Annotated in this window: 19 protein-coding genes and 1 pseudogene; 7 read left to right on the top strand and 13 right to left on the bottom strand. The window is 74.1% G+C overall.

All coding sequences use genetic code 11. The features are described 5' to 3' along the window. Positions 1 to 357 precede the first annotated feature (357 nt). Together ABZ457_RS18690 and ABZ457_RS18685 are read left to right on the top strand one after the other, a co-directional pair. Positions 358 to 1,020, top strand: coding sequence for a class I SAM-dependent methyltransferase (locus tag ABZ457_RS18690; protein WP_359158672.1), 663 nt, complete (start codon positions 358 to 360; stop codon positions 1,018 to 1,020). An 11-nt stretch (positions 1,021 to 1,031) separates the two neighbouring features. Then, positions 1,032 to 1,604, top strand: a complete 573-nt coding sequence (locus tag ABZ457_RS18685; RefSeq protein WP_359158671.1) for a class IV adenylate cyclase — start codon at positions 1,032 to 1,034, stop codon at positions 1,602 to 1,604. Positions 1,605 to 1,840: 236 nt separating this feature from the next. Here the strand turns inward: ABZ457_RS18685 and ABZ457_RS18680 are convergent, their stop codons facing one another. The 6 genes from ABZ457_RS18680 to ABZ457_RS18655 form a co-directional block, all read right to left on the bottom strand. Next, positions 1,841 to 3,631 carry an acyltransferase domain-containing protein gene (locus tag ABZ457_RS18680; protein ID WP_359158670.1) on the bottom strand — a complete coding sequence of 597 codons (1,791 nt, stop codon included), beginning with the start codon at positions 3,629 to 3,631 and terminating at the stop codon, positions 1,841 to 1,843. Positions 3,632 to 3,773: 142 nt separating this feature from the next. Continuing rightward, a complete protein-coding gene (locus ABZ457_RS18675; protein WP_359158669.1) occupies positions 3,774 to 4,055 on the bottom strand; it encodes an acyl carrier protein in 282 nt (93 codons plus the stop codon). 107 nt (positions 4,056 to 4,162) lie between these two features. Beyond that, positions 4,163 to 5,431, bottom strand: a complete 1,269-nt coding sequence (locus ABZ457_RS18670; protein WP_359158668.1) for a ketosynthase chain-length factor — start codon at positions 5,429 to 5,431, stop codon at positions 4,163 to 4,165. After that, positions 5,428 to 6,696: a beta-ketoacyl-[acyl-carrier-protein] synthase family protein gene (locus tag ABZ457_RS18665; RefSeq protein ID WP_359158667.1), complete on the bottom strand. Its 1,269-nt coding sequence runs from the start codon at positions 6,694 to 6,696 to the stop codon at positions 5,428 to 5,430. The genes ABZ457_RS18670 and ABZ457_RS18665 overlap by 4 nt, the downstream gene beginning before the upstream one ends. Positions 6,697 to 6,959: 263 nt before the next feature. Continuing rightward, positions 6,960 to 8,612, bottom strand: coding sequence for an acyl-CoA carboxylase subunit beta (locus ABZ457_RS18660; RefSeq protein WP_359158666.1), 1,653 nt, complete (start codon positions 8,610 to 8,612; stop codon positions 6,960 to 6,962). 472 nt (positions 8,613 to 9,084) lie between these two features. Then, the gene (locus ABZ457_RS18655; protein WP_359158665.1) at positions 9,085 to 9,888 is read right to left on the bottom strand and encodes an AfsR/SARP family transcriptional regulator; all 804 of its coding nucleotides are present in this window, start codon (positions 9,886 to 9,888) and stop codon (positions 9,085 to 9,087) included. Between the two features lie 241 nt (positions 9,889 to 10,129). Here ABZ457_RS18655 and ABZ457_RS18650 point away from each other — a divergent pair, with 241 nt between their 5' ends. The 5 genes from ABZ457_RS18650 (at position 10,130) to ABZ457_RS18630 (ending at position 15,084) form a co-directional block, all read left to right on the top strand. Then, positions 10,130 to 10,618, top strand: coding sequence for a hypothetical protein (locus tag ABZ457_RS18650; RefSeq protein WP_359158664.1), 489 nt, complete (start codon positions 10,130 to 10,132; stop codon positions 10,616 to 10,618). Further along, a complete protein-coding gene (locus ABZ457_RS18645; protein WP_359158663.1) occupies positions 10,615 to 12,876 on the top strand; it encodes a TOMM precursor leader peptide-binding protein in 2,262 nt (753 codons plus the stop codon). Before ABZ457_RS18650 ends, ABZ457_RS18645 begins: the two co-directional genes overlap by 4 nt. Positions 12,877 to 12,965: 89 nt before the next feature. Next, entirely contained in the window at positions 12,966 to 14,285 is a 1,320-nt protein-coding gene (locus ABZ457_RS18640; protein ID WP_359158662.1) for a histidine kinase, read from the top strand. Beyond that, positions 14,282 to 14,482 carry a hypothetical protein gene (locus ABZ457_RS18635; RefSeq protein ID WP_359158661.1) on the top strand — a complete coding sequence of 67 codons (201 nt, stop codon included), beginning with the start codon at positions 14,282 to 14,284 and terminating at the stop codon, positions 14,480 to 14,482. The genes ABZ457_RS18640 and ABZ457_RS18635 overlap by 4 nt, the downstream gene beginning before the upstream one ends. Continuing rightward, on the top strand, positions 14,470 to 15,084 hold the full coding sequence (locus tag ABZ457_RS18630; protein WP_359158660.1) for a response regulator transcription factor: 615 nt from the start codon (positions 14,470 to 14,472) through the stop codon (positions 15,082 to 15,084). The genes ABZ457_RS18635 and ABZ457_RS18630 overlap by 13 nt, the downstream gene beginning before the upstream one ends. A gap of 195 nt (positions 15,085 to 15,279) precedes the next feature. Here the strand turns inward: ABZ457_RS18630 and ABZ457_RS18625 are convergent. From ABZ457_RS18625 to ABZ457_RS18595, 7 genes and pseudogenes are all read right to left on the bottom strand, one after another. Beyond that, positions 15,280 to 15,573, bottom strand: a pseudogene (locus ABZ457_RS18625) (4'-phosphopantetheinyl transferase superfamily protein); the annotation flags it as partial. 366 nt (positions 15,574 to 15,939) lie between these two features. Further along, on the bottom strand, positions 15,940 to 17,172 hold the full coding sequence (locus tag ABZ457_RS18620) for an acyltransferase domain-containing protein (protein ID WP_359158659.1): 1,233 nt from the start codon (positions 17,170 to 17,172) through the stop codon (positions 15,940 to 15,942). A gap of 117 nt (positions 17,173 to 17,289) precedes the next feature. Next, positions 17,290 to 19,191 carry an acyl-CoA dehydrogenase gene (locus tag ABZ457_RS18615; protein WP_359158658.1) on the bottom strand — a complete coding sequence of 634 codons (1,902 nt, stop codon included), beginning with the start codon at positions 19,189 to 19,191 and terminating at the stop codon, positions 17,290 to 17,292. Next, the gene (locus tag ABZ457_RS18610; protein WP_359158657.1) at positions 19,188 to 20,993 is read right to left on the bottom strand and encodes a fatty acyl-AMP ligase; all 1,806 of its coding nucleotides are present in this window, start codon (positions 20,991 to 20,993) and stop codon (positions 19,188 to 19,190) included. The genes ABZ457_RS18615 and ABZ457_RS18610 overlap by 4 nt, the downstream gene beginning before the upstream one ends. Beyond that, positions 20,990 to 21,202 (bottom strand): acyl-CoA carboxylase epsilon subunit, encoded by a 213-nt coding sequence (locus ABZ457_RS18605; RefSeq protein ID WP_359158656.1) that lies wholly within the window; start codon positions 21,200 to 21,202, stop codon positions 20,990 to 20,992. The genes ABZ457_RS18610 and ABZ457_RS18605 overlap by 4 nt, the downstream gene beginning before the upstream one ends. Positions 21,203 to 21,644: 442 nt before the next feature. After that, positions 21,645 to 22,280, bottom strand: a complete 636-nt coding sequence (locus ABZ457_RS18600; RefSeq protein WP_359158655.1) for a hypothetical protein — start codon at positions 22,278 to 22,280, stop codon at positions 21,645 to 21,647. Beyond that, a complete protein-coding gene (locus ABZ457_RS18595; RefSeq protein ID WP_359158654.1) occupies positions 22,267 to 23,253 on the bottom strand; it encodes an aromatase/cyclase in 987 nt (328 codons plus the stop codon). Before ABZ457_RS18595 ends, ABZ457_RS18600 begins: the two co-directional genes overlap by 14 nt. Positions 23,254 to 23,309 lie beyond the last annotated feature (56 nt).

Genomic DNA, 23,309 nt, shown 5'->3' with positions numbered 1-23,309 from the left:
CCACGATCTGGCACAACCGCAACACAGGCCGAACCATCACACGGTCACTCATCGCCTACGACCACTGACCCAGCCTTCGGACTTACTCATCTAGGGGCGCAACTCGGTATCACCCTGCCGAGCCGACTGCCGACACCCGTCACGTACCACCTCGTCTGCGACGACGACGAACGACAGCGCCGCCTCGCTGGACGGAACAAGCCGGCATCGCGATGGGACGCACTGATCGAGACCGTTACAGACCGAGTGACGGACGCCTACGCCTCGTTCCCGATGCACCGCGTCGACACCACGGGGCTCAGCCCGACGAGGTCCTCCGAGTGATCACAGACACCGATAGGCAAGGAGCGCACTCCCATGCAGACACAGAGCCTGTGGGAGCACACCCTCACCTTCTTCCCCCAGTTTCTCGCCACGCTGCGGGAACGTGTCGCCCCTGACGCCACCATCGCGGTCGTCGGTGCGAGCGATGGCAAGTTCGTCCTGCCCCTCGCCGCCGCCGGCTACCACGTCGTCGCCGTCGAACGCGACGCGGTTGCCCTCCACGGGGGCGACGTCCACCTCCCGGGTGACAGCCAGGCACACGCGCTGGGCCTGATCGACCGGCTGAAGCTCGAGGAACTCCACTACCGCGTAGAGGTCGTGGAGGACGACTTCCTCGACGGCCAACCCCTGGACCTGCGGTGCGAGGCGGTCTGGACGAGCTGCTCGTGGCACTACAGTGCCAATCACCATCGCCCGCTCGCCGAGTTCGTCGAGCGCATGCAGCGTCTGGTCGGTCCGGGCGGGTTGTTCGGCGCGGAGTTCATGATGCCCGTCGAAAGACGCCACCACATGACCGAGCACTACACCTCCCCCGAGCGTCTGCTCCCTCACTTCCTCGGCGGCTGGGAAGTCCTGCTCACCCTGCGCACGAACGAGTTCACCGAGCGGCCCCACGTCGGCCAGCCGCACGACCACACCCACCGCATGGGCCTGCTCATTGCGGCCCGGACGTCCACCCTCACCGACCACTTCTGAGAGAAGGCCCCATGAAGCACGAGTACGAGGCGAAGTTCCTGGCCGTTGACGCTCCCGGTCTCCAGGCCAGGCTGACCGCCCTCGGTGCCGTCCAGGCGTTCCCCCGCACGCTCCTCACCCGCAAGATCTTCGAGAACGACTCCCTGGACGGCGGGGCTTGGCTCCGACTGCGCGACGAGGGAACGCGCTCGACGCTCACGCTCAAGCAGGTCACCGACGCCACGACGATCGACGGCACCAAGGAGATCGAGACAGAGGTCGCCGACCTGCACGCCATGGCCGACATCCTGCGCCGGGTCGGCCTCAGCGAGGTCCGCTACCAGGAGAACTACCGCGAGGAGTGGCGGCTGGGCGAGGTCGCCTTCGACTTCGACACCTGGCCCGGCCTGCCCACCTTCCTGGAGATCGAGGGGCCCGACGAGGCGTCGGTCCGTCAGGCCGCCGCGTTGCTGGAACTCGACTACTCCGAGGCCCGGTTCGGCAGCGTGGACGAGATCTACAAGAACGAGTCCGGCCGGGACATCCTCACCGAACCCGCCCTCCTGTTCTCGGACGCCGAGAAGGCTCCCATGTGCAGCAACTGAGTCGGCCCGTGAGCCGGCCGGCGTCGGCTGCTGCAGGGTGCGGGTGACGTCCGCGAGGGTGGCCGTCGTCAGGACCCACCCGCAGGCGATCAGCAGATACGCCAGCCACTGGAGGGCGTCGTCCGGGGAGCGGGCAGGGTGGGGCGGCGGTGGCGCGGACCGTGCGTTCGGGTCCCCGCTCCGGCGCCCCGGCGCCGGAGCGGAGGCGTCCCGGCGCCGGAGCGGGCCCCGGGTGGTCAGGACGCCGTTGTCGCGAGGGCCCGGGCCGGGGCGGGGGACGGCGTCGGGGACGGGTCCGCGGACCAGGTCCAGAGGCGGGAGAGGGCTTCCGGGTTCGGGGCGTGGCCCTCGGTCCAGAGGCGGGCGGCCGCGTTGAGGACGGACTGGCGGTCGGCCTCGCGGGTGCCCGGGCGGGCCGGGAGGAGGGCGAGGGCCGCGCTCGCGCCCAGGCGGACCGCGCGGTGGCGGCGGGCGAAGGCCGTCAGGGTCTGGCGGGGGCCCGCCTCGACCAGGAGGACGTCGTCGGCCGCGAGGAGTTCGTCCAGGGCGGGCAGGAAGTGGACGGTGTCCGTGACCTGCCGGGCCCAGAAGCGGGGGCTGCGGGCGTCCTCCGCGCGCATCAGGCCGCCCGTGTAGCCCGAGTACAGCGGCAGGGACGGCTCGCGGAACGGGATGCCCGCGTACTCCGCCTCCAGCGCGTCGGAGGCGGGCGCCATCGCCGGGGAGTGGAAGGGGCTGGTCGCCGGGACGGTGACCACGGTGAAGCCGTCCGCCCGCAGGGCCGCCTCCACGCCGGTCAGCGGTTCGGCCGAACCGGCCAGCATCACCTGCTGGTTGGCGTTGACGGCGGCCACGGCCACGTCTGCGGTCAGATACGGCCGCACGGCCTCCGCGCTCGCCGCGACCGCGAGCATCCCGCCCGGCGGGATCTTCACGGCCTCGCGGACACGGGCCATGACCATCCGGACCGCGTCCGGCAGGGGCATCACCCCGGCGAGGGCGGCGGCGACGAGTTCGCCGGCGCTGTGGCCGAGCAGGGCGACCGGGCGGACGCCCCAGCTCAGGACCATCCGGCCGAGGGCGTAGTCCACGGCGAACAGCAGCGGCTGGGCGCGGCGGACGTCGTCGATGTCGATCGCGGGAGCCGCGTCGGTCAGCCAGTCGGCGGTGATCGCGGGACCCTCGGGGCCCATGTGGGAGACCACCGCGTCGACGGCCGCGGTGAAGACCGGCTCGCGGCCGTACAGTCCGGCCGCCATCGCGTGGTGCTGGGAGCCCTGGCCCGGGAAGAGGAGGGCGACCGGGCGGGGCCGGGGGGAGGTGACCGCCTTGGCCTTGTGGACGGTGCCCTCGGCGAGGCGGGCGACGGCGACGGCCGCCCCCCGGACCGGCCCGGGGGCCGTGCCGCACGGGACGGCCGTCGGCAGGGAGGGGAACGCCTCGCAGTGCAGGCTGCCGAGGAGCGGGAGGAGTTCGCCGCGCACCCGGGTCTCGTCCGCCGCGTCCCGGCCCGACCACAGCAGGAGCCGGTGGCGGTCGGGGTCGGTGTCCCGCCGGCCGTGGCGCAGGGGCCGCAGCGGGGGCGTGGCGTCCTGGTCGCCGGAGTCGGCGAGGTCGACGACGCCGAGGACCGGGTCGCCGTCCGCGACGGCCTCGGCGGCGCGCTTGACCGCGTACACGGTGATGGTGTCCGGGGCGGGCTCGCCGAACCCGGCGACCAGGGCGAAGTCGGCTGTGCCGTCGAGGAGTTCGCGGTGGGCCAGGCGCAGGGCGCGGCCCGGTGTGGCGGCGGAGCGGACCGGGAAGGACTCGTGCTCGGCGGGGAGCGGCGGGTCCTGGCGGGTCGCGCCGATGTAGACGACGGTGCGGACGGGGAGTTCGCGGGGCGGGCGGCCGAAGGCGCGCAGCACCGCCGAGACCGCGGCGGGTGAGGCGGCGGTGTGCGGGCCCTGCGGTCGGTCCGGGGACGCGGGGCCGGGGCTGACGACCAGCCTGCGGACCACCGCGCTGTGTTCCGTGAGCGGCATGGTTCCCTCCTCGGCGGTACGGAAGAAGACGAGCTGTGGAGCGGTGGGTGTGGGGGGTGGGCAAGGCTGCGGGGATGTGGGGGGGGCGGACGCCCCGGCTGACGGGGGGACGGCAGACGGGGCGCCCGCGTCGGGGACCGGCTCAGGCGGCGGCCGGGGCGTCGCCCGCGTTGATCAGGGCGAGCAGCGCGCCGGGCGTCTCGGCGTCGACCACCGCGTCGTCCGGGATCTCGATGCCGTACTCGCGCTGTATCTGGCCGATGACCTGGAGCAGGGCGAGGGAGTCGTAACCCAGCTCGATGAACGGCGTGTCGATGACGTCGCCGTCCAGGTCGACGCCCTCCTCCTCGCCGGCGCTCTCGCGGAGCATCCGGGTGAGGTCGGCGAGGGTGACGGTGGTGGTGGTCTCGGTGGTGGTGCTCATGATGGGCGTCCTCTCGGTCGGAACGTCGGAAGGGTCGGAAGGGTCAGCAGGGTCGGGACGTGCACTCGGTTCATGGGGGGTGGGCTGCGGGGGGGGGTGACGCGTGGTCAGGACGGGCGGCGCACGACCAGGGCCGCGTTGAAGCCGCCGTGCCCCCGCGCCACGACCAGCGCGTTGCGCAGCCGCGCCTCCCGCGCCTCGGTGACCAGGTCGATCGCGTGGCCCGGGTCGGCCGCGCCGACGTTGACCGTCGGCGGGACGACGCCGTCCCGCAGCGACAGCAGGGCGGTGGCCACGTCCAGGGCCGCGCCCCCGGCGAGCAGCCGGCCGGTCATGGTCTTCGGCGCGGTCACCGGCACCGCGCGGGGGCCGAAGATCGCGGCCAGGGCCTGGGCCTCGGCCCGGTCCGCCTCGGGCACACCGGCCGCGTCCGCGAAGACCACGTCGATGTCGCCCGGGGTGAGGCCCGCGTCCGCGAGGGCGTTGTCGACGGCCCGGCGCAGGGCCGTGGGGCGTCCGCCGCCGGGGGCCGGGTCCAGGGTCGCCGCGTAGCCCGCGATCTCGCCGTAGACCTGGGCGACGCCCCGCTTCCGGGCGGAGTCCGCGTCCTCGGTGACCAGGATCGCGCCCCCCTCGCCGGGCACGTACCCGTTCGCCTCGGCCGAGAACGGCAGATAGGCGCGGGCCGGGTCGTCGACCGTGCTCATCAGGCCGGACGCGAGCTGCGGGACCCAGCCCCAGGGGCAGATCGCCGCGTCCACGCCGCCGGTGATGACGACCGGGAAGCCCTTGCGGATGTGCCGGCGGGCCTGGCCGACGGAGTCGATGCCGCCCGCCTGCTCGGTGAGCAGCACCCCGCTGGGGCCGCGCAGCTTGTGCCGGATGGAGATCTGGCCGGTGTTGACGGCGTAGAACCAGGCGAAGGACTGGTACGCGCTGACGTACTCCTTGCCCTTGCTCCACAGGTTCTGCAGCTCGCGCTGGCCGAACTCGACGGCGCCGCCGGAGGCGGAGGTGACCACCCCGATCCCGTACTCGGGAAGTTCCTCGGTGTCGATCCCGGCGTCCTTCAGGGCCCAGTCTGCCGCGGTGAGGGCGAGACGGGTCATATGGTCGGTCTGGGGCATCAGCCGGCTGGGGATGTGCTCCTCGGCCACGTAGTCGCGCACCTCCCCCGCGAGCCGGGAGGGGTACTGCGTGGCGTCGAAGCGGGTGACCGGGCCGATCGCGGACTCGCCGGCCAGGGTGGCCTTCCAGTACGCCTCGGTGCCCAGGCCGTTGGGCGCGGTGACGCCCAGGCCGGTCACGACGGTCGTCGCGGTGCGCGACCCGGCGGCCGGGCCGGCGGACGCGGCGGGGGCTGCGGTGCTGCTCATGCGGCGGTGCTCCTCTCCGGTCGGGCGAGCACCATGGCGCTCTGGAAGCCGCCGAAGCCGCTGCCGACGCTCAGCACCACGTCGGTCTGCTTCTCGCGGGCGGTCAACGGGATGTAGTCCAGGTCGAGTTCGGGGTCCGGCTCGTGGAGGTTGGCGGTCGGCGGCAGGACGCCGTGCTCCATGGCGAGGGCGCAGGCCGCGATCTCCAGGGAGCCGATCGCGCCGAGCGAGTGCCCGATCATCGACTTGATGGAGCTGACCGGCGTCCGGTACGCGTGGTCGCCGAGGCTCCGCTTGAACGCGCCGGTCTCGTGGCGGTCGTTCATCTTGGTGCCGGAGCCGTGGGCGTTGATGTAGCCGACGGTGTCCGGGGCGAGGCGGGCCTCGTCCAGGGCGGCGTCGATCGCCTCGGCCATCTCCCGGCCGTCCGGCTTGAGGCCGGTCATGTGGAAGGCGTTGCAGCGGGAGGCGAAACCGGCGATCTCGGCGTAGATGTGCGCGCCGCGCCGGCGGGCGCTCTCCAGCTCCTCCAGGACCAGGATCGCCGCGCCCTCCCCGAGGACCAGTCCGCTGCGGGTCCGGTCGAAGGGGCGGCAGGCGCTCTCCGGGGTGTCGTTGCGCGGGGTGGTGGCGTGGATGGCGTCGAAGCAGGCCGAGGTGATCGGCGAGATCGGGGCCTCGGTGGCGCCGGCGATCATCACGTCGGCGGTGCCCTCGCGGATCAGGTCCACGGCGTGGCCGAGGGAGTCCAGGCCGGAGGTGCAGCCGGTGGAGACGACCGCGGCCGGTCCCTCGGCGCCCGCCGCCTGCCCGACCTCGGCGGCCATGGAGCTGGGCACGAAGTGCCGGTACAGCTCGGGGACCGCGTAGGCGTGGTCGACGTTCCAGAGGCGGCCGCCGTCGCTGACGACCGCGTACTCGCGCTCCAGGCTGGTGGTGCAGCCGACCGCGCTGCCCAGCGAGGTGCCGACGCGGCCCGGGTCGAGGGCGGAGACGTCGAGGCCGCTGTCGGCGAGGGCCTCGCGGGTGGAGACCACGGCGAACTGGGCGGCCCGGTCGAGCCGGCGGATCTCCTGCTGGCTCAGTCCCGCGGCGGCCGGGTCGAAGTCGCACTCGGCGGCGACCCGGGAACGGAACGGCGAGGGGTCGTAGAAGCTGATCGTGCGGGTGGCGGTCCGGCCCGCGGTGAGCAGGTCCCAGTACTCCTTGACCCCGACCCCGCCGGGGGCCACGACTCCCAGTCCGGTGATGGCGACTCTGCGCATGACCTACCTGACCTTCGACGGGGCCGGGTGCCGCGAGGTGCACCAGCCGGATGGAACTGTGGGGGTCACTGTCGATCCCTTCGTCCGTGTCACTCCTGAATCGGTACGGCGGCCGGGGCGGTTCAGGGTCGCGTCCTCCGCGCCCCGGCCGGCCGGACCGGTCGGCCGCCCGCTCGTGACGGGCCGCCGTTTCCGGTTCCGCCATGGAACGTGTGCGCCCTCGATCTGCGCTCGCGCGGCCGTGGACCTGCCCCGACGCCGTCTCACGTGGGCAGGTTGCCGTGCTTGCGGGCGGGCACCTCGGCCCGCTTGGTGCGCAGGACGGCGAGGGACTCGCACAGCACGCGGCGGGTGTCGGCGGGGTCGATGACGTCGTCCACGAGGCCGCGTTCGGCCGCGTAGTACGGGTGCATCAGCTCGGTCCGGTACTCCTTGATCCGCTGCTCGCGCAGGGCCTCGGGGTCGTCGGCGGCGGCGATCTCGCGGCGGAAGATGACGTTCGCCGCGCCCTCCGCGCCCATCACGGCGATCTCGTTGGTGGGCCAGGCGAAGGAGAGGTCGGCGCCGATGGAACGGGAGTCCATGACGATGTACGCGCCGCCGTACGCCTTCCTGAGGACCAGGGAGATGCGGGGGACGGTGGCGTTGCAGTACGCGTAGAGCAGCTTGGCGCCGTGCCGGATGATGCCGTCGTGCTCCTGGTCGACGCCGGGCAGGAAGCCGGGCACGTCGACCAGGGTGATCAGCGGGATGTTGAAGGCGTCGCAGGTGGAGACGTGGCGGGCGGCCTTCTCGGACGCCTGGATGTCGAGCACCCCGGCGAGGGCGGCCGGCTGGTTGGCGACGATGCCGACGGTGTGGCCGTCGAGCCGGGCGAAGGCGCAGACCACGTTGGGCGCCCAGCCCTCGTGGATCTCGAACAGCTCGCCGTCGTCGACGATCTCCTCGATCACGGCGCGGATGTCGTAGGAGCGGCCCGGTTCGGCGGGGACCAGCTCCAGCAGGGCGTCGGTGCGGCGGTCCGGCGGGTCGGCGGTGGGGGCGGCCGGGGGCAGCTCCCGGTTGTTGGACGGCAGCAGGGAGATCAGGTACCGGACGTCCTCCAGGCAGGTCTCCTCGTCGTCGTAGGCGAAGTGGCAGACGCCGGAGGTGGTGGCGTGGACGTCGGCGCCGCCGAGGCCGTTGTGGGTGATGCGCTCGCCGGTGACGGCCTGGACGACGTCGGGGCCGGTGATGAACATCTGCGCGGTGTCGCGGACCATGAAGACGTAGTCGGTGAGGGCGGGCGAGTAGGCCGCTCCGCCCGCGCAGGGGCCGAGCATCACGCTGATCTGCGGGATGACGCCGGAGGCGGCGACGTTGCGGCGGAAGATGCCGCCGTAGCCGGCGAGGGCGGTGACGCCCTCCTGGATGCGGGCGCCCGCGCCGTCGTTGAGGCTGACGAGGGGGGCGCCGGCGGACTCGGCGAGGTCCATCACCTTGTGCACCTTGGCGGCGTGGGCCTCGCCGAGGGCGCCCGCGAAGACCCGGAAGTCGTGCGCGTAGGCGAAGACGGTCCGGCCGTGGACCAGGCCCCAGCCGATGACGACGCCGTCGCCGTGCGGCTTGCGGTCCTCCAGGCCGAAGCCGGTGGCGCGGTGCCGGCGCAGGGGCTCGATCTCGGTGAACGTGCCCTCGTCGAAGAGGAGGTGCAGGCGCTCGTGGGCGGTCAGCTTGTTCTTCTCGTGCTGCCGCCGGGTGGCGGCGGGGTCGGGACCCCGGCCCACCTCCTCCTTGAGTCGGCGCAACTCCTCGGTGGCGCGCCGCAGATCGGGCGGGACGGGGGCGACGGGCGGGGCGGGAACCGGCGGGGCCGGGGCGACCGGCGGGGCGGGCAGGGGCTGGGTGGTGACCGTGCGGTCGTCGAGGATCGTCATCGGCCGAACGTAGGAACGCGGGCTAGAGACCCACTGGACCGGGCCCGGCGAGTGAGGCGCGGGTCCGGCGCCGCCCGCCCCGCCTGGGGCCGGCGCCCGCCCCGTGAACGGCTGGCACCCGAGCGCTCGCGCTGGGGGCGCTTCCGCCCCGGCCCCGGCCCGGCGTCCGCCCGGGGGAGGGCCTTGGTCGGGTGCTCGCGCATGGGAGCGGGCCTTGTGGGGCCGGCTTCGGCGCCCGCCCCGTCCCGGGACCGGCGTCCGCCCGGGGGCCGTGACCGGGTGCTCGCGCATGGGAGCGGGCCTTGTGGGGCCGGGCCCGGCGTTCGCCCCGTTCCGGGTCGGCGAGTGAGCCGAAGGGCGCGCGGGTGTCGAAAGGGAGGCCGCGCGCAGGACCCGAGGAACGAGGGTCCGAGCACGACCGACCGTCGGCACCCGCTGAAAGCGCCCGGAGGCGAACCGAGCCCCAAAAAATTCAGCCCGCGCGGACGCCGCGTTCCGCGGCCAGGTCCAGTTCCGGGTCCGCGTTGAGGACGGCCTGGTGGAGGCGCTGGAGGCGGGGGGAGGGCTCCAGGCCCAGTTCCTCGATGAGGGTGGTGCGCAGGCGCTGGTACGCCTCCAGGGCGCGCCAGGCGCTGCCCGAGCGGTGCAGCGCGGTCATCAGCTGGGCGCAGAAGTTCTCGTGCATGGGGTGCTTGGCGACCAGGACCCGCAGTTCGGGCACGATCTCCGCGTGCCGGCCGAGTTGCAGGTCCGCGCCGATGCGCCGCTCCAGCGCGGCCATCCGGTCCTCCTCCAGCCGCAGGACCTCCAGCTCCAGCACCCCGCCGACGCGTACGTCCACCAGGGCGGGCCCGCGCCACATGTTCAGGGCGCGGCCGAGGAGTTCGGAGGCCGCGCGGTGGTCGCCGGCCTCGTGGGCGGCGCGTCCGGCGGCGGCGAGGCGGTCGAACTCCTGCACGTCGACCTGGCCCGGCCGGACCTGGAGGAGGTAGCCGCCGTGCTGGGTGACCAACACGTCCTTGGCCTGCTGGAGCGGGTCCCCGTCGAGGGCCGCCGCGATCTTGCGCCGGAGCTGGAGGATGTACGTCTGGAGGGTGGTCGCCGCGCTGCGCGGGATGTCCTCGCCCCAGATCTCCTCCATCAGCGCGGGCACCGTCACGACCCGGTCGGCCTGCAGGGCGAGCAGAGCGAGGATCTGGCGCGGCTTCGCCGCCGTGGGCACGACGGAGACGCCGTGCTTCCGGGCGGTGAGCGGGCCTAGCACTTGGATGTCCATGGTGTTCGCTCTCCCTTTCCCACGTTCCCCGTCTCAGGCCCGCCGGGCGGCCGGCCTGCGCGTGGTCCGAGCCTGGCACCGGGAGGCTCCGCGCCCCAGTGAACGGGTCATGAAGGCGGACGTGAAAATGTCATGGTGCGTTGATGATGCCGGCACTGTGCGTCATCACGCGGGCCACGCAGAATCCTCACCACAGGACGTCGGACGCCACCTCGTGCGACCGCCTCAGGAGGGGAACACCATGATCGTCTCGACCGTGATGAGAACCGGCACGACCCCCAACGTCTCCGCGCAGGACCACCGCTTCGCCCTGCTGACCGCCCGTGCGGGGCTCGAACCCGACCTGGCCCAGCGCTACCTGAACGATCCCGTGTCCGTACTGGCCGAGTTCGGCCTGCCCGCCGCCGAGCCGGTGTACCTGTTCGGGGAGCAGGCGCCCGCCGGGGAGAAGGGCGGCGCGTACGGGATGGTCCGGGAGGACCTGGACTCCGTGGAAGCCTCGGTGACCCGCGGCTGCTACTCGAACTTCACCCACTCCCCGGCGGTCGTCCGCGAGGACCTGGACGCCGTCGACGCCTCGGTCACCCGCGGCTGCTACTCCAACTTCACGCACTCCCCGGGGATCGTCCGCGAGGACCTGGACTCCGTGGAAGCCTCGGTGACCCGGGGCTGCTACTCCAACTTCACCCACTCCCCCGCCGCTTCGGCCGCAACGGCCGACGTGCGGTGACGGTCGCGGAGCCGGCTCCGACCGGTCTTCCCGTGGGGTTCAAGCGGCATCTGAGGGTGGAGACGGTGGCCGGTGAGGCCGTCTACCTCCTCTCCGAGCGCGGTACGACCGTGCTCCAGGGCGAGCACGTCCAGGCCCTGGCCCCGCTGCTGGACGGCACCCGCACCCTGGACGCCCTGCTGGCGGAGGCCCCGCCGGCGCTGCCCGCCGCGGAGGCGGGCCGGGTGATCGCCGAGCTGGCGCGGGCCGATCTGATCGGGTACTGCGACCCGGAGGCGGACGCGGCGGCCGAGGCGTACTGGGAGCTGGCCGGTGTGGGCGGCCCCGGGGTGCAGTCCGCGCTGCGGGCCGGGCCGGTGGACGTGGTCCCGCTCGGCCGGACGGACGGCGAGGCGGCCCGGGCGGAGTGCCGGGCCGCCGGCCTCACCCTGGCGGGGCCGGACGCGCCCGCCGCCTTCTCGCTGGTGCTCTGCGACGACTACCTCGACCCGGAGCTGGGCGGGGTGGACGCGGCGCACCGGGCGGCCCGGCGGCCGTGGCTGCTGGCCCGGCCCGGGGGCTCGGCGGTGTGGGTGGGGCCGGTGTTCGGGCCGGACGGGGCCTGCTGGTCGTGTCTGGCGCACCGGCTGCGCGGGCACCGCTCCTCGCAGTCGCCGGTGCGCCACGCCCTGGGGCTGGCGGGGCCGGTGCCGCTGCCGGAGGCGTCGCTGGCGGCCGGGCGGATGCTGGGGCTGCACACGACGGTGCTGGAGGCCCTCAAGTGGCTGGCCGGGATGCGGTATCCGGGCCAGGACGCGGTGTGCGCCCTGGACACCCGGACGCTCTCCACCCGGCACCATCCGGTGGCCCGCCGGCCGCAGTGCCCCGCCTGCGGGGACCCGGGGCTGGTCGGCTCGCTGGTGCGGGCGCCGTACACGCCGGTGTCCCGGCCGAAGGCCGAGGGGGCGGGGAGCAACCACCGGGCGATGACCCCGGGCGCGGTGCTGGCCCGCTACCGGCATCTGATCGACCCGGTGACCGGCATCGTGGCGGAGGTGCGCCGGGCCGAGGGGACACCGGACGGGCTCAACCGCTATGTCTCCGGCCGCAATCTGGCGCTGCGGAGCAGTTCGCTGAACGGACTGCGCAACCACAGCGGTGGCAAGGGGGTCACCGCGGAGGAGGCGGAGGCCGGGGCGCTCTGTGAGGCGGTGGAACGTTACTGCGGAACGCGTCAGGGGGACGAGCCGGTCGTCCGGGAGTCCCTCAACGGGCTCGGCGCGGCGGCCCTGCACCCCAACGACTGCCAGCTCTTCGCGGAGCGGCAGTTCGAGGAGCGCCGGGCGTGGAACGCCGCCCACCAGCCGATGCAGTGGGTGCCCCCGCGCTTCGACGCGGACGCGCCCACCGAGTGGACCCCGGTCTGGTCGCTGACGGCGGGCGAGCACCGCCTGCTGCCCACCTCCCTGCTGTACTTCGGGCCCGGCCCGGACGGGGTGGAGCGGGCGCCGTGGGCGGACTCCAACGGGAACGCGGCGGGCAGCAGCACCGAGGACGCGGTCGTCCAGGGCTTCCTGGAGGTCGTGGAGCGGGACGCGGTGGCCCTGTGGTGGTACAACCGGCTGCGCCGGCCCGCCGTGGACCTGGACGCCTTCGACGAGCCCTGGCTCGCCCGCGCCCGCGCCGCGTACGCGAAGGCCGGGCGCCGGGTCTGGGTCCTGGACCTCACCTCGGACTTCGGCGTCCCGGTCATGGCGGCGGTCTCCCGCCGGGCCCAAGGGGCCGGGCAGGGCATCTCGTTCGGCTTCGGGGCGCACTTCGACCCGCGGCTCGCCCTGCGCCGGGCGCTCACCGAGATGTGCCAGCTCCTGCCCCCGGAGGGGTACTTCGACCGTCCGACGGCGCAGACCGCGCTCGGCTGCCCCGATCTGAACGCCTGGTGGTCCTCCGCGACCACGGAGGAACTGGCCTATCTGACACCGGATTCCGGCCAAACGGCATATACGCCGGGCATGTACAGCTACGTGCCGCGGGAGGATCTGCGGGCCGATGTCGAGGCCGCGGAGTCCCTGGTGCGTGCACGCGGCATGGAGTTGCTGGTGCTCCGGCAGACCCGCCCCGACGTGGGACTACCCGTGGTGAAGGTGATCGTCCCGGGGATGCGGCACTTCTGGGCGCGCTACGCCCCGGGCCGACTCTTCGACGTCCCGGTGGAGTTGGGCTGGCAGGACCGGGCGACGGAGTACGGCGCAATCAACCCCGTTCCACTGTTCGTCTGATGCACGCCTATTGATCGGCTTGAGTAGCCTTTACCAATTGCTGGTCATTAGCATGCGGTTCTGCCACAGTCCCTGCCGAGGAGGCTGCGATGCCGAACCGTTTCCGTCACGTCCCCGCCGAGGGCCCGGAGAGACCACCGGGCGCGGGTCGTGACGAGGACGCCGGTCAGGACGGTTCGACACCGGAATCCGGCCATCCGCTCACCGGGATGGCCGGCCGGCTGCGACCGTCCCCGGAGCTGCCCGCGCCCCGGATCGCCCGCGCCATCACCGTCGTCGCCCTGTGCTGCTACGCGAGCGTCACGATCCTCAACGTGCTGCGTGCCGGGGACTCGAACACGGTGCGGCTGGTGGTGTGCCTGGCGCTCGTCGTGCTGGTGTTCGGCGTACAGTTCGTGGTCTCCGCGCCCTGGGCGCGGACCTGGAGCATGCGGCGCAAGCTGTCGGTGCTCGGCTTCCAGACCGTGCTCACCTATCTGCCGATCACCTGGTTCGGCCTCTCCTGGGGCAGCATGGAGGGCCCGCTCGCCGCGACCGTGCTGCTGAGCCTGCCGGCCCGGTTCGCCTGGCCGCTGTACGCGGTGGTGGTCAGCAGCATCCCGGTGTACGCGGCGAGCATCGGGGTGCCGCTGGTGGAGGTCGGGTACTTCCTGATCGCGGGGATGCTCGCCGGTCTGGTCATCTACGGGCTCAGCCGGCTCACCGACCTGGTCCACGAGGTGCACGCCACCCGCGAGGAGCTGGCCCGGATGGCCGTCAACCAGGAGCGGCTGCGCTTCGCCCGGGACCTGCACGACCTGCTCGGCTACAGCCTCTCCGCGGTCACCCTCAAGGGCGAGCTGATCCACCGGCTGATCGCCGCCCGCCCCGAGCAGGCCCGCGAGGAGACCACCGAGCTGCTGAAGGTCGCGCGCCAGGCGCTGGCCGACGTCCGCCTCGTCTCCAGCGGCTACCGGGACATGTCCCTGCGGGACGAGGCCGCCTCCGCCGCCTCGATCCTGGCCGCCGCCGACATACGGGCCGTGGTCGACATCGACTGCGGGCGGCTGCACCCGGTCGCGGACACGGTCCTGGCGACGGCGCTGCGGGAGGGGGTCACCAACATCCTGCGGCACAGCAAGGTGCAGAGCTGCACCATCAAGGCCGTGCGCAAGGAGGGGACGGTGCTGCTGACCCTGGTCAACGACGGGGCGCACACCTCGGGCAAGGGGTCCGGGGGGCCGTCCGGCAGCGGTCTGGGCAATCTGCGCGACCGCTTCTCGGCGATCGGCGGGCAGCTCACCGCGGGGCTGCAGGACGACGGGCGCTTCCATCTGGAGGCCCTGGCGCCGGCCGTGCCCCAGGCTCCCGACGGGCCGGCGGAGGGAGGCGGTGTGCGGCACACCGGCAGTGCCGCCGTACCCGCATGACCCGTGGTCGCCGCCGCGACGACCACGACGGCCGCGACCGCAACCGTGACCGCGGCCACCGCCGTCCTCACGTCCACGACCGGCTCCACGACCACGACGGCGTCCACGGCCATCTCCACGACCGGCTCCATGACCACCACGACCACCTCCACCACCACGACGACATCGACCGACGGGGGAACCGATGCTGTCCTTGAAGATCCTGCTCGCCGAGGACATGCACATGATCCGCGGAGCACTGGTCGCCCTGCTCGAACTCGAACCGGACCTGGAGGTCGTCGCCTCCGTCGACCGGGGCGACACCATAGTGAAGGCCGCCCTGGAGACCCGTCCGGACGTCGCGATCATCGACATCGACCTGCCGGGGACGGACGGACTGACGGCGGCGGCCGAACTCCATGAGCAACTGCCGGGCTGCCGCACGCTGATCCTGACCAACCTCGGCAGACCCGGCACCCTGCGCCGGGCGCTCAGCGCGCACGTCGCCGGGTTCCTGCTGAAGGACTCCCCGCCGGACCAACTGGCCCAGGCGGTAAGGGCGGTGGCGGCGGGCCGGCGGGTGGTGGACCCGCAACTCGCCCTCACCGCCTGGGACTCGGTGGACAACCCCCTCTCGCCCCGCGAGCTGGAGGTCCTACGGCTCGCCGCCCAGGGCGCGGACACCGCCGAGATCGCCGGCTGTCTCTACCTGTCCAAGGGGACGGTCCGCAACTACCTCACGGCGATCGTCAGCAAACTCGGCGCCCGCAACCGCATCGACGCGGTGCGGATCGCCGAGGAGGCGGGCTGGATTCCCTGACGGCGCACGGGCCGGTTCCCCGGGCGGGCCGGGGTCGTGCCCGGGCAGGGCGCCGAAGAGCGCGTCGAGCAGCCCCTCGTCCAGCGCCGTGCCCACCGACAGGTCGGCCGCCTCGCCGAAGCCCTCGTCGTGGACGGCCGCGCTCACCACGTACCCCCGCCCCGCCGGAAAGGTCGCGAACGCCCACTCCGGGCCGCCCGCCGGGGAGCCGTCCGGGCGGACCAGCCGGGCGTCCGGGGTGCGCAGGTCGAAGCCGAACTCGGTGAAACGGAACCGCAGTCCCTGCCCGAGGGCCTTGCTGTACGCCTCCTTGAGCGTCCACAGCCGGACCATGGTGTCGTTGCGCGCCGCCGCCCCGCCCGCGTCGAGCTGCGCCGTCTCGTACGGGGTGCACGCCTGGAGCTCCGAGCCGGTGCCCGCGAGGCGGCGGTCGGCCCGCTCGACGTCGACCCCGATCCGGCCGCGCCGGGTGATGCCGACGACGAGCATGTCCTCGGTGTGGCTGAGGCTGACGTCGATCTGGTCGCAGCCGCGCACATACGGCCGCCCGCCCGGCTGGTAGGCCAGGTCCACCAGTTGGGGCGCGGTCTGGAGGGCGGCCGCGGCGGCGCAGCGCAGCAGCAGCCGGGAGGCGACGAACCGCTCCCGCATACGCGGCTGCACCAGGCTCTCGTAGCGCCGCCAGTCGCGGCCGAGGATCCGGCGGGCGCCGTCCATGGCCTCGGGTCCGGGCCGCCAGTCGGCGGCGTCGCCGTGCACCACGACACTGCCGGTGTCCGCCAGCACCTCCCGCAGCGGCTCCCAGGGACCGTCCGCCCCGTGGACGGTCAGCGGGTGCGGGATGCGCGCGGCCACTCAGGCACCCGCCAGTTCGGCCGCGAGGGGACCGGCGTCCAGGGCGGAGATCACCCCTGCCAGGTCGACCGCGTCGCTCTCCGGGCCCTGGCAGACGGGGATGCAGGCGGGGCCGCCCATGCGCCGCAGATAGGGGCTGAGGACGACCCGGGGGCCGATCTCGACGACATGGGTGGGCGCCTGCTGGGCCAGCATGCTGCGGGCCGCGTCGGCGAACCGGACGGGGGCGGTGAGCTGTTCGGCCCAGTACGGGGCGTACAGGGGCTCGGTGGCCATCCGGCCGTACACGGTCGAGTAGAACGGCAGCCGGGCGATCCCGCCGGGCAGCCGCCGGGCGGCCGCGGTGAACTTGGCGACCATGGGCTCCATCAGCGGCGAGTGGAAGGCGTGCGAGACGGCGAGCCGCCGGCAGCGGACGCCTCGGGAGGCGAGGCGGGCCTCGATGCGCTCCAGGGCGGCGATCTCCCCGGACAGGACCGTGGACTTGACCGCGTTCATGGCCCCGATGCCCGCGCGGGGCTCGTGCGCGACGAGTTCGGCGGCCTCGTAGGGGGTGATGCAGGCGGCGGTCATCCCGCCGCCCGGGGGCAGCTGCTGCATGAACGCGCCGCGCAGGGCGACCAGTTGGGCCGCGTCCGCGAGGCCGATGGCCCCGGCGACGGTGGCCGCGGCGAACTCCCCGATGCCGTGGCCGAGGACGGCGGCGGGCACCACCCCGGCGTCCTGGAGGGTGCGGGCGAGGGCGTACTCGACGGCGAACAGGGCCGGCTGGGCGCAGGAGGCGAGCCGGATGCGCGGGTCCTTGTCGAGGATCAGGTCGACCACGGACAGGCCGGTGTAGGGCAGCAGGGCCTCGGCGGCGGCGTCGAGGTGGTGGCGGTAGCCGGTGGAGTTCAGATAGAGGCCGGAGGTCATCCCGGGGTGCTGGCAGCCCTGGCCGGTGAAGACGAAGACGGACCGGATGCGGTGCCCGCCGCCGGGCCGGGTGTCGCGGGAGGCCATGTACTGGGCGAGTTCGCGCACGGTGGGGTGGGCCCAGATGTCACCGGGCTCGACCAGCGGGCCGAACTCCGCCTCGATGTCGCCGTAGAGGCTGAGGGCGAGGACCGAGTCCAGCCCGTACTCGCTCAGCGGGACCGTCTCCTCGACGGGCCGGCCCAGGTAGTGGGCGAGCCGCTCCAGCAGCCACTCGCGGTGGGCCGCTCGGTGGTGATCGGGCTCCGAGACGGGCATGGGATGCTCCTTCAGAACATTGGTGAATGGTTTCTGCACCACGCGGGGGCGGCGGGACGGCGCACGGCTCGCTGCTCGCGGCTCGCGCGGCACGGGCCGGGACGGGACGGGACGGGCTCAGGCCAGCGGGGACCCGTACAGGTCGTAGCTGCGCCGGCCGCGCAGCCGGGCCAGCGCCTCGTCGAGCACCCGCCGCTCCGCCGCCAGCGGCCGGTCCGGCAGCGGCAGGCCGAGCCGCCGGCAGAGCCGGTACAGCGCGGCCGAGGGCCACGCCGGGTCCGCCAGGAACGGGTCGCCGTCCTGGGCGGACCGCTGCTCCCGCCACACCCCCAGACAGGCCGCGGCCGCGAGCACCAGCGTGTACCGGTCCGCGAGGCCCAGGCTGTGCGGACTCGACAGCGCCTTGCGGTCGTTCTGCGGTACGTCCGCGAACGCCTGCCGCAGATCGTCCAGTTCGGCGGTGAAGGTCCGGGCGAGGAAGCGCAGCACCCCGCCGTCGCCGTCCGGGGGCGTCTCCTCGAACAGGTCGCTGCTGGCCACCAGGGTCGCGGCCAGCCGGTCCCCGTCGCCGAGCAGCGCGGGCGCGGACAGGTCCAGCGGCGGCAGGTCCTCGTACAGCCGGAACAGGCCCGGCGGCGCCTCGGGGTCCATGAACCAGGTGTGCCGGGCGAAGAACGGCAGCTGCGGCAGGATGCTGACCTGGCGGCCGGCGCTGCCCGCGTGCCCGAGGGAGGTCACCGGCAGGTCCCGCAGCTGCTTCTGGAACATCCCGTAGGCGCCCTCCTTCGCGAAGGTCAGCTCCCCCAGCACCGCGGACATCTCGTCCATGGTCTCGGCGACCAGCTTCGGCGCGAGGTACGCGGCGGCGGCCGCGTAGGCGCTGAGCTGTTTGGGCAGCAGATGCAGCGCCCGGGTGCCCACCAGGGCCAGGCAGTCGATGAGCAGCAGGTCCAGAAAGGCGCCGGTGAGGACGTCCCGGACGTGCTGGACGTCGAGGGAGGAGCGGCCGTCCGCGCGGCGCCGGTCGGCGAAGGCGGCGACCGTGCGCAGCGCGGTGTCGGCCCCGGCCAGCACGATGGACGGGATCACCCCGCGGATCACCAGCGAGGAGCGCAGGGAGAGTTCGTAGCCGTCGCCGATCTTCCCGAGGACCGCGCCGGCCGGGACCGGGCAGTCGGTGATCCGCAGCCCGCCGAACTCGGCGCTGCGCATCCCGGTGGTGGCCCGGCGGCCGAGGTCCTCGACGCTGCCCGGGGGCAGTTCCGCCCGGTCGAGCAGGAGGACGGTGTGGCTGCGTCCGCCGCCCTCCGCGCCGGTCCGGGCGAAGACGACCAGGCCGCGGGCGCGGGAGGCGTTGGCGATCCCGGTCTTGCTGCCGTTGACCACGAGGGAGCCGTCGGGGCGGACGGTGGCGGTGAACTCGTCGCGGACGAAGTCGTTCCCGTGCGCGACGCCGTGCCGGGCGACGGCGATGCGGTGGCCGTCCAGCAGCAGCCGGGCGGCCTTGGCGCGCTGCTCGTCGTTGCCCGCGGTCCACACCGGGGTGGCGGCGAAGAAGCAGTTCAGGCCGTAGGCGAAGCCGAGGGAGGCGTCCCGGCGGAAGACCGGCCGCAGCAGCCGGCCGAGGACGTCCATCCGGCGCAGCCGGCCGCCGAGGGAGGCTGGGACGAACTCGGCGTTCAGCCCGTGGGCGTCCAGGACCTGTTCGGCCTCGGCGAGGACCTCGCCCGCCGCGTCGGCGGCGAGCAGGGCCGCGCCGCCGAGCGGGTTGGCGTCGTCGTCCAGGGGGCCGAAGGAACGCTCCAGGGCGTCGATCCGGTCCTGGGCGGCGCCGTCGCGGACGGCGCCGTCGCCTCCGCCGCTTCCGCCGTGTGCGTCGTGTCCGTCGTTTCCGCCGTGTGCGTCGTGTGTGTCGTGTCCGCCGCTTCCGTCGTGTGCGTCGCTTCCGTCGTGTCCGTCGTGTCCGCCGTGTGCCGTGCCGTCCCGCTCGTCGCGGGCCGGGTCGCTGACCGTGCTCATGCCGGGGCTCCCGCCGTGAGCAGCCGCTCCACGCCCGGGTCGAGCCGGGCGTGCAGGGGGGTGATCTCGCCGCGCAGGAACAGCAGGCGCATCGCGGCGCGTTCGACCTTGCCGCTCGCGGTCCGGCGGACGGTGCCCGAGCGGACCAGCAGGATGCCTCCGGTGCGGATCTCGTACTCCTCGCCGATCCGGGTCTCGACCTCGCCCGCGAGGGCGTCCAGGTCGATGTCGTAGTGGCCCCGGTCGCGCAGCTCCTGCACGATCACGACCCGTTCGCGGCCCTCGTCCGCGTCCGGGACGGCGAACACGGTCGCCGCGCCGAACAGCGGGCTGAGCTGCTGGACCGTGCGCTCCAGGTCCTGCGGGTAGAGGTTGCGGCCGGCCACCACGATCATGTCCTTGATCCGGCCGGTGACATGGAGCAGTCCGCCCTCGACGGCGCCCAGGTCGCCGGTGCGCAGATGTCCGCCCAGGCCGCCGGTGCGGGCGTCGAAGGTCTCGGCCGTCTCGGCGGGCCGGCGCCAGTAGCCGGGGGCGACGCTCTCGCCGCGCACCCAGATCTCCCCTATCCGGCCCTCGGGCAGTTGGGCGCCGGACTCCGGGTCCACGATCCGGATCTCGGCGGCGGGGGCGGCGGGGCCGCAGGGCACCACGGTGCGCTGCGGGGCCGTGCCGTCCGCGTCCGTGAGGCGGTGCTCCTCCAGGGCCGCGGCGTCGGCGGTACGCGGCGGGGCGGGCGCGCCGGCCACGGCGCCGGAGACCAGGAGGGTGGCCTCGGCGAGCCCGTAGCAGGGGGTGAGCGCCTCGGGGCGCAGCCCGGCGGGGGCGAAGCGCTCGGCGAAGGCGCGCAGGGTCTCGGCGCGCACGGGTTCGCCGCCGTTGACGGCGGCCCGCCAGCCGGACAGGTCGAGCCCGGCGATCTGGAGGTCGTTGATCCGGCGGACGCACAGGTCGTAGGCGAAGTCCGGGCCGCCGCTGACGGTGAGCCGGTAGCGGGAGACGGTCTCCAGCCAGTGCGCCGGCTTCTTCACGAAGGTCGCCGGGGAGAGCAGCACGGCGGTGGTGCCGAGCCACAGGGGGTGCAGCAACTGGCCGACCAGGCCCATGTCGTGGTGGAACGGCAGCCAGCCGCCGATCCGGGACTCCGGGCCGGTGCCCAGGGCCCGGCGGATGGCCTCCTGGTTGGCGAGCAGGTTCCGGTGGGTGATCATCACCCCGCGCGGCTCGCGGGTGGAGCCGGAGGTGTACTGGAGGTAGGCGACGTCCTCCGGGGCGGCCCGGTGCGGCTCGGCGTCACCGGTGCCGGTGGGGGCGTCCTCGCCGTCCGGCGCCTCGTACGGGAGGTCGGCCGGGGCGCAGACCACGTCGCCGAAGCCGGTGCGGGCGAGGAGCTGGGACACCTCGGCCGCGTCGCGCGCCTCGGTGAGGACGCAGCTCGCGGCGGCGTCCTTGACGATCCCCGCCACCCGCTCGTCGTGGTGGCCCCGGCCCCCGGGCGGGGCGACGGGCACGGCGACGGCCCCGGCGTACAGGCATGCGAGGAAGCTGGCGGCGAAGAGCCGCCGGGAGGTCTGGAGGATCAGCACCCGGTCACCGGGGACGGTGTGCCGGCGCAGCCGGGCCGCGAGGGCGCGGGCGTGCCGGTCGAGGGCGCCGTAGCCGATCTCCTCGGGGACCAGCCGCCCGTCCCGCTCGGTCAGCAGGACCAGGGCGGTCCGCTCGGGCGAGGCGGCGGCGGTGGCGCGGAAGGCGTCGGTGAAGGTCCGGGGGGCCGTCCCGGGGGCCGTCCGGGGGGCGCTCATCGCCGCCCCCTCGGGGCGGGAGCGGTCCAGGTCCGGCCCTCGCCCCGGACGGACCATTCGGCGCGCGGCGCGACCCCGGAAGCGGGCGCGGCCGCGTCCTCGGCGCACGCCCGCATCCGCAGCCGCGCCAGCAGCACGGCCGTCACGGCAGCGAGTTCCGCCGCGTCCGGCTTCCCGTGGAGCACGGTGATTCCTGTCTCTTCTGCCATGCGGCCATCGTCCGCCCACCCGCTTGAGCTGGGCTCGCGCCCCGAACGCGACGGAGCCGAGGACGTATCGTCCTCGGCTCCCACCGCCCTGGAACCGGGCCCACCGGGCCGTCAGCCGCAAGCGCCCGCGCAGCGCGGCGGCTGCGCGACGCACGGCCCCGGCGGCCCGGCAACCGCCGGATCGGTGGCCCGGGCGGGCGCGGCGCAGGTGCCTCCGGCGAGGCCGGGGCGGACCCAAGCCCGCCCGGCCCGGACCCTCGCGGCTCTCCGGGCCGTGCCCGCCGCGGCCGGTCACGTGCGCCGCACGGCGGACCGGCGGACCGGGCACAGGCCGGGCCGCGGCGGATGCGGTGACGCACCCGCCGCCCTCCGGGGCGACCCGGGACAGCCGGCCCGGGCCGCTGGGGCCCGGACAGCCCGGACCTCGCGGCCCTCCGGGCCGTCAGGCGCAGGCGCCCGCGCGCTCGTAGGCGACGTGGCGGCTGTGCTCCACCGTGACGTCCGCGACCTCGCGCAGCGCGTCCAGGGCGGTGCGGAACGGCTCGCTCGCGCGGGCGCGTTCGCAGTGGGTGGCGTCGCGCCACCACAGCAGGCCCGTGTAGGAGAGCGGGCGGACGGTCGAGCGCAGCAGGTCGCTGCCGCCGAAGCCGCCCGCGTCCTGGCAGCGGTCGCCGAGGACGGCGAAGCGCTTCTCCAGTTCGGCGCACTCGCCGTGCACGCGCGCGCCGATCAGGACGACGCCTGCCGAGCCGATCTCGGCCGCCTCGTGCAGCGTCCGCCGGACGCTGACCGCCTGGTCCGCCTCCGTGTGGACCTTCGGGCCGAGCCGGCGGACCTGCTCCGTGAACATGGCGTCGTGCACGGTGTCCAGGAAGCCGCGCAGGCTCCGCCAGTGCCCCAGGTGGACATACACCCGGGGGTCGTCCACCAGGCCGACCGTCACCAGGAAGTCGAAGTCGGCGCGCCTGCGCAGGAACTGGGAGTGCTCGCGGAACTCGCGCTCGAACTCCTCCACGTCGTCCTTGACCTCGAACCGGTTGATGACGGTCACCGGCCTGTTGGGATCACGTTCGTGCACGGGCTTCCTCCGCGTATCGCCTGGCATGGCGCAGGGTGGTGGAACTGTTGCCGCCCAGTGCCTTGCGCACCAGGTCGCGCGCCTCCCCGACGGTGGCGTCGGGGCCGAGGGCGGTCCGGATGCCCTCCGGGTCGAGGGTGACCGTGTGCCAGGAGGTGGCCTTCACGGTCCCGTCGCCGAGGGTCTCGATCTCCCAGCGCCCGGTGTGGCCGCTCATCGCGACCGGCACCCGGAGCTGCTTGTAGACGATCTCCCGGCGGTCCGCGAAGCAGACGCGGATCGAGGTGGTGTTGTGCAGGGAGCCGTCCGGGCTGCGGGTGTCCATGTCCATGCGCTGGACGCCGCCCTCCTCCTCGGCGAGGTCGAGGCGGGCGACGTGCGGCAGGCGCTCGGGCCACAGGTCGGCGCGCTCCAGGAAGGCGTAGACGTCGGCCGCGTCGCCGTGCACGGTCTCCGAGTCGGAGAAGGTCATGTGCAGGTCGTCGGCGCTCGCGCCGAGTTCGGCCGCGTTCTTCAGGGCGCCCAGTTCGGCGGTGCTGTTGCGGTCCACGGCGCGGGCGATCAGCGCCTCGGCCTCCGGGTCGTCGCCGACCGCGCGGTAGTCGTGCAGCAGGACGACCCGGCTGGTGCCGTCGTCCTGCTCCTCGACGCGCCACTCGCCGCCCATGGAGGCGACCGGCGCGGCGGAGACGACCTGGCGGAAGACGACGGTGCGCGCGGCCGGGTCCAGGACGCGGCGCGAGGTCCACGACTTCACCCGGTCCTCGGCCGTCGCCCAGATCCGCAGCGTCTGCTCGCCGCCGCGCTCCGGATCGGCCTCCTCCAGGACCTCGACGTGCACGGTCGGTCCGAAGACCTGCGGCCACGCGGAGACGTCCGCGATCAGCCGGTAGACGGCCGGCGGCGGCGCCGCGACGCTGATGGAGTGTTCCGTGACCTTGGTCGCCGATGTGTCGGACAGTGCGGTCGCCACGGCGTACCTTCCCTTCGGTGCGGCCGTGTGAACGGCGGAATCAACAGTGGCAGAGG

This window comes from Streptomyces sp. NPDC005805 (assembly GCF_040630445.1).
Taxonomy (GTDB): domain Bacteria; phylum Actinomycetota; class Actinomycetes; order Streptomycetales; family Streptomycetaceae; genus Streptomyces.
Note: the sequence above shows the minus strand (reverse complement) of the source record. Positions and strands in the feature narration are given on the sequence as shown.

Bases quoted from the DNA above. Each gene is read 5' to 3' on its own strand.
- ABZ457_RS18690 (WP_359158672.1), top strand. From the start codon at position 358: ATGCAGACACAGAGCCTGTGGGAGCACACCCTCACCTTCTTCCCCCAG.
- ABZ457_RS18685 (WP_359158671.1), top strand. From the start codon at position 1,032: ATGAAGCACGAGTACGAGGCGAAGTTCCTGGCCGTTGACGCTCCCGGT.
- ABZ457_RS18680 (WP_359158670.1), bottom strand. From the start codon at position 3,631: ATGCCGCTCACGGAACACAGCGCGGTGGTCCGCAGGCTGGTCGTCAGC.
- ABZ457_RS18675 (WP_359158669.1), bottom strand. From the start codon at position 4,055: ATGAGCACCACCACCGAGACCACCACCACCGTCACCCTCGCCGACCTC.
- ABZ457_RS18670 (WP_359158668.1), bottom strand. From the start codon at position 5,431: ATGAGCAGCACCGCAGCCCCCGCCGCGTCCGCCGGCCCGGCCGCCGGG.
- ABZ457_RS18665 (WP_359158667.1), bottom strand. From the start codon at position 6,696: ATGCGCAGAGTCGCCATCACCGGACTGGGAGTCGTGGCCCCCGGCGGG.
- ABZ457_RS18660 (WP_359158666.1), bottom strand. From the start codon at position 8,612: ATGACGATCCTCGACGACCGCACGGTCACCACCCAGCCCCTGCCCGCC.
- ABZ457_RS18655 (WP_359158665.1), bottom strand. From the start codon at position 9,888: ATGGACATCCAAGTGCTAGGCCCGCTCACCGCCCGGAAGCACGGCGTC.
- ABZ457_RS18650 (WP_359158664.1), top strand. From the start codon at position 10,130: ATGATCGTCTCGACCGTGATGAGAACCGGCACGACCCCCAACGTCTCC.
- ABZ457_RS18640 (WP_359158662.1), top strand. From the start codon at position 12,966: ATGCCGAACCGTTTCCGTCACGTCCCCGCCGAGGGCCCGGAGAGACCA.
- ABZ457_RS18635 (WP_359158661.1), top strand. From the start codon at position 14,282: ATGACCCGTGGTCGCCGCCGCGACGACCACGACGGCCGCGACCGCAAC.
- ABZ457_RS18630 (WP_359158660.1), top strand. From the start codon at position 14,470: ATGCTGTCCTTGAAGATCCTGCTCGCCGAGGACATGCACATGATCCGC.
- ABZ457_RS18620 (WP_359158659.1), bottom strand. From the start codon at position 17,172: ATGCCCGTCTCGGAGCCCGATCACCACCGAGCGGCCCACCGCGAGTGG.
- ABZ457_RS18615 (WP_359158658.1), bottom strand. From the start codon at position 19,191: ATGAGCACGGTCAGCGACCCGGCCCGCGACGAGCGGGACGGCACGGCA.
- ABZ457_RS18610 (WP_359158657.1), bottom strand. From the start codon at position 20,993: ATGAGCGCCCCCCGGACGGCCCCCGGGACGGCCCCCCGGACCTTCACC.
- ABZ457_RS18605 (WP_359158656.1), bottom strand. From the start codon at position 21,202: ATGGCAGAAGAGACAGGAATCACCGTGCTCCACGGGAAGCCGGACGCG.